This window comes from Hymenobacter agri, from assembly GCF_054778495.1.
The window spans coordinates 1-2,878 of record NZ_BAAGZM010000550.1; the positions used below are offsets into that span (position 1 = coordinate 1).

Below are 2,878 nucleotides of genomic sequence, written 5' to 3' on the forward strand. Positions count from 1 at the left end.
GGGCCGTCGGCGGCGGGGTGGGCGCAAGGGCGGGGGCATTGGTGGCCATAGCGGGCGGTGGAAAAGAGCGTCGGGCCGGACGCGGCCCGACGCGTTGGGTTTAGTCAACTATTAAAACGACAGCGCAATGCTCGTGGTCACGTTGCCGTAGCTGCGGTTATCGGCGTTGTCGGCGCGGGCAAATACGCCGCGCATCCCGTTCAGGTAGCGCCCTTCCACGCGGAAGGCCACATTGGTCACGGGCAGGTAGTCGAGGTTGAGCGAACCGCCGGCTACGCGGAAATCCTGGTCCAGCGCCCGCGGCATGATGCTGCGGATGATGACGCCGCGCTCGGCGTAGTAGTACTCGCCGCGCAGCGTGGCCGAGAGCTTATCGGCCAGTTTCTGCTTGATGAAAAGCGCGCCGGTATGCCAGGTATCGTACTTTTCGCTGCCCACGCCGCGCTGCTTGCCCACGTCGAACACCACCGCCAGGCTGGTGCGCTCGGAGGCGGCGTAGGTGAGGTAGAAGTCGTGGAAAAAGCGCCGGCGCACCAGCGAGTCCTGCGGCTGCTCGTTGCCGTAGAAGGTGCTGCTGTTGATGAGGATTTTGTCCGACGGCTTCCATTGAATCTGGGTGCCGAGGGCTTTGGCCTGGTTGGTTTCGCGGATGTTCTGCCAGCCATTCAGCACCAGCCCGGTCAGCGTCAGCTTGGGGCCCACTTCGTAGGTGAAGCGCGCGCCGCTCTCGTAGTAGGGCGAGTTTTCAGCCATCAGGGAGCGGGTCAGCGTCCAGTTATCCTTCGAAATGGCCGACTCGAACCCGATGTGCGAGGCAAAAATGCCCATATCGAGCCAGGCTTTGGCGAAGGGCCGAAAGCCCGCGTAGGCTTCGTACACGTGCTTGAGCACGGGGTCTTCGGCCGCGTAGTTGGCGCTCACGTAGGTACCGGCGTGCAGGCCCAGGGCGCCGCGCACCTTGCCGTCGTCGTAGCGCAGCCCGATGAGGGCCTGGTTGATGGTGAACTCGTTCTGGCGGCCGTGCGAGTAGAGAAAGGGCTGCCGGTCGTTGCCGTTGGCGTGGTCGAAATCGTAGCCGTAGTAGGCATCCACGAAGCCGTAAGTGGTGAGCGGGCTGGGTGCGGGGGCAGGCGGGGCCGGGGCCGCGGGCGGCGGCACGGCCAAGGCCGGGTCGGGGGTGGTGGGGGCCGTTTGGGCCAGGGCAGCACTCGTGCTAATAGCCACGAGCGCAGGAATGAGTAGGTTTTTCATGGAAAGCTGGCCGGCACGGGGCGCGGCCAAAAGAATAAAAAAAGGGGTACGCAAGCCGCAGCAGCGTAGTCGCTATATCGTTGGGTTACCCCCGGCCGTTACTTGCCGGCCAAGGCATCGAGCGCCAGGTTCAGCTTCAGCACGTTCACGCGGTCAGGACCGATGGGGTTATTTTCAGTCTGCTCGCGCACCAGCGCCGTCAGGCGGGCGGCATCCAATTTGCGGGCGGCAGCCACGCGGGCCACCTGCACCAGCGCGCCGGCTGGCGAGAGGTGCGGGTCGAGGCCCGAGCCGCTGGCCGTAATCAGTTCGGCCGGCACGTCAGCGGCGCGCACTCCAGGGTTTTGCAGCAGGAAAGTGTCAAGGCGGGCCTTCACGGTGGCCAGGTATTCGGGGTTGCTCGGGCCTTTGTTCGAACCGGCGCTGGCGTCGGCGTGGTAGTTGGCGGCCGAGGGGCGCGAATTGAAGTATTCTGGCTTATCGAACTTCTGGCCCACGTTGGCGAAGCCCACCACGCGGCCATTTTTCACGATTTGCTCGCCCTCGCCGTGGCCGGGCGCGAGCTGGGCGGCGGCGGTAATCAGGGCCGGATAGAGCACGCAGCACAGCACCAGCATAACCAGGGTGAGGCGAAGGGCGGAAATGAGTTGAGATTTCATGGAGTTTAATCTTTTGTCATCCTGAGCGTAGCGAAGGACCTTATCATGTTCGCGCTACTCAGAAAAAGAAGGGAATAAATGCAGCCGTGATAAGGTCCTTCGCTGCGCTCAGGATGACAGTCGGGTTTACAAAAACGCCCCTACAATCAGGTCAAGAATCTTAATCCCGATAAAGGGCACCACCACCCCACCCAGGCCATAAATCAGCAAATTGCGGCGCAGCAGCGCCGAGGCCCCCACCGGCTTGTAGGCCACGCCTTTCAGCGCCAGCGGCACCAGGGCCGGGATGATGATGGCGTTGAAAATCACGGCCGAGAGAATGGCCGACTGCGGCGACTTCAGGCCCATGATGTTGAGCGCGCCCAGGGCCGGGATGGCCACCATGAACAGCGCGGGCACGATGGCGAAGTATTTGGCCACGTCGTTGGCAATCGAGAAGGTCGTCAACGTGCCGCGCGTCATGAGCAACTGCTTGCCGATTTCAACCACCTCGATGAGCTTGGTGGGGTCGTTGTCGAGGTCGACCATGTTGCCAGCTTCCTTGGCGGCTTGCGTGCCCGAGTTCATGGCTACTCCCACGTCGGCCTGGGCCAGGGCGGGGGCGTCGTTGGTGCCGTCGCCCATCATGGCCACCAGCTTGCCCTGCTGCTGCTCGGCGCGGATGTACTGCATCTTGTCCTCCGGCTTGGCCTCGGCGATGAAGTCGTCGACGCCGGCTTTTTCGGCGATGAATTTGGCGGTGAGCGGGTTGTCGCCGGTCACCATCACCGTTTTGATGCCCATGGCCCGCAGGCGCGCAAACCGCTCCTGGATGCCGGGCTTGATGATGTCCTGCAGCTCGACCACGCCCAGCACCCGGTCGTTTTCGCTCAGCACCAGCGGGGTGCCGCCGTTTTTGGCCACGGTCTGCACCCGCTCGGCCACTTCGCCGGGGTAGGTTTGGCCGGCGGCTTCGGCCAGGCGGCGCA

Annotated in this window: 3 protein-coding genes; all 3 read right to left on the reverse strand. The window is 63.7% G+C overall.

What is annotated here, in order from left to right:
• Positions 1–111: 111 nt before the first annotated feature.
• Positions 112–1,251: a porin gene (locus ACYVDE_RS19160; RefSeq protein ID WP_460503145.1), complete on the reverse strand. Its 1,140-nt coding sequence runs from the start codon at positions 1,249–1,251 to the stop codon at positions 112–114.
• A gap of 98 nt (positions 1,252–1,349) precedes the next feature.
• The gene (kdpC, locus tag ACYVDE_RS19165) at positions 1,350–1,910 is read right to left on the reverse strand and encodes a potassium-transporting ATPase subunit C (RefSeq protein WP_460503146.1); all 561 of its coding nucleotides are present in this window, start codon (positions 1,908–1,910) and stop codon (positions 1,350–1,352) included.
• A 126-nt stretch (positions 1,911–2,036) separates the two neighbouring features.
• On the reverse strand, positions 2,037–2,878 hold an 842-nt coding region (locus tag ACYVDE_RS19170), incomplete at its 5' end, for an HAD-IC family P-type ATPase (RefSeq protein WP_460503147.1).